Annotated in this window: 1 protein-coding gene; it reads left to right on the top strand. The window is 46.0% G+C overall.

The genetic code is table 11. The features are described from left to right. On the top strand, positions 1 to 1,538 hold a 1,538-nt coding region (locus tag WBV75_RS12540), incomplete at its 5' end, for an FAD-dependent oxidoreductase (protein WP_424120930.1). Positions 1,539 to 1,560 lie beyond the last annotated feature (22 nt).

Here is a 1,560-nt window from a genome sequence, read left to right as displayed (position 1 = left end):
TAGCCACCGAACAACTTTTCAGAACACAATTTAACATTGATGCCCGCACTAACTGTGAGGCCGTAGAAATTTCTCCGACCGAAAAAACAGTAACCTTAAAAGACGTAAGAACGGGTGAATTATCTATAGAAAAATACGACAAACTGGTGCTTTCGCCCGGAGCCGTATCTGTACGCCCTCCGCTTCCGGGAATTGATTTGCCAGGTGTATTCCACGTGCGAACGGTACCCGATGCCAGAGTGATTAATGAATGGATAGAAAAGGGAAATCCATTTCTTTCGGGAATGCATCGCTATTCGGGCTTTCAAACGCTCAGACCCAAAACCAGAGCGGTTGTAGTTGGTGGGGGTTTTATCGGGCTTGAAATGGTCGAAAATTTAGTGCACCGTGGCTTTGAGGTTACCCTGGTCGAAATGTCAGACCAGATTCTTCCCCCAATAGATAAGGAACACGCGAAGGTTGTGGAATCTCATCTGAAAAAACACGGTGTGAAATTAGCCATGTCCGACGGGGTGGCAGGTTTTAAACAGTTAGAAAACAACGTTATTGAAGTTTCTACACAATCGGGCAAGGTTTATCCCGCAGATTTGGTGATCCTGGCTTTAGGTGTTCGTCCTGATACGCGCTTGGCTAAAATGGCCGGGTTAGAATTAGGTGCCAGAGGAGGCATAAAAGTAACCGATCAAATGATTACCAGCGACCCTGATATTTTTGCGGTGGGAGATGCTATTGAGGTTAAAGATTTCGTTACCGGGGAGCAGAGCCTCATTGCCCTCGCAGGGCCCGCGAACCGCCAGGGGAGAATTGCCGCGGACGTGATTGCCGGAAGAGATTCAAAATTCAGAGGAACACAGGGAACAGCCATCGTGGGTTTGTTTGGGGGAGTGGTAGCCTGGACGGGAGTAAGCGAAAAAACCTTAGTGCGACTGGGAGATACGGATTATGAAAAAATTTACCTCTATCCTAACTCCCATGCGGGTTATTATCCCGGTGCTATGCCGATAGCTTTAAAAGTGATCTTCCGTAAATCGAATGGAAAATTATTGGGGGCTCAGGCACTTGGAAAAGTTGGGGTTGATAAGAGAGTTAGTGCTTTTGCTGCGTTGTTGCAAATGGGCGCAACCATTTACGATTTGGAAGAATCGGAACTCTGTTATGCCCCGGCTTTCGGTTCAGCCAAGGATCCTGTGAATTTTGCAGGTATGGTTGCCGCAGATGTTCTGAAAAACGATATGCCTTTGAGTCATTGGAAAGAAGCAAAAAATGGATTTGTCCTGGATGTGAGAGAACCTTTTGAACTCGCCGTGGAAGAATTTAAAGGCGCTACAAATATTCCTTTGGGGCAATTGCGAACACGCCTGGAAGAACTCCCAAAAGATAAAGAGATTCATGTGATCTGCCGTTCCGGTCAAAGGGCATATTACGCCACACGTATTTTGCTGCAAAATGGTTTTAAAGTGAAAAACGTTTCCGGGGGTATGCTTTCGCTGGCACACAATTATTTGTTTAAAACCCAGCAGGAAGACATAGAACTATAAGAAAGGTTCGTGGTTGTATTTC

Source organism: Robiginitalea sp. (genome assembly GCF_049588695.1).
Classification (GTDB): domain Bacteria; phylum Bacteroidota; class Bacteroidia; order Flavobacteriales; family Flavobacteriaceae; genus Robiginitalea.
This window is presented reverse-complemented; position numbering and strand designations above follow the sequence as displayed.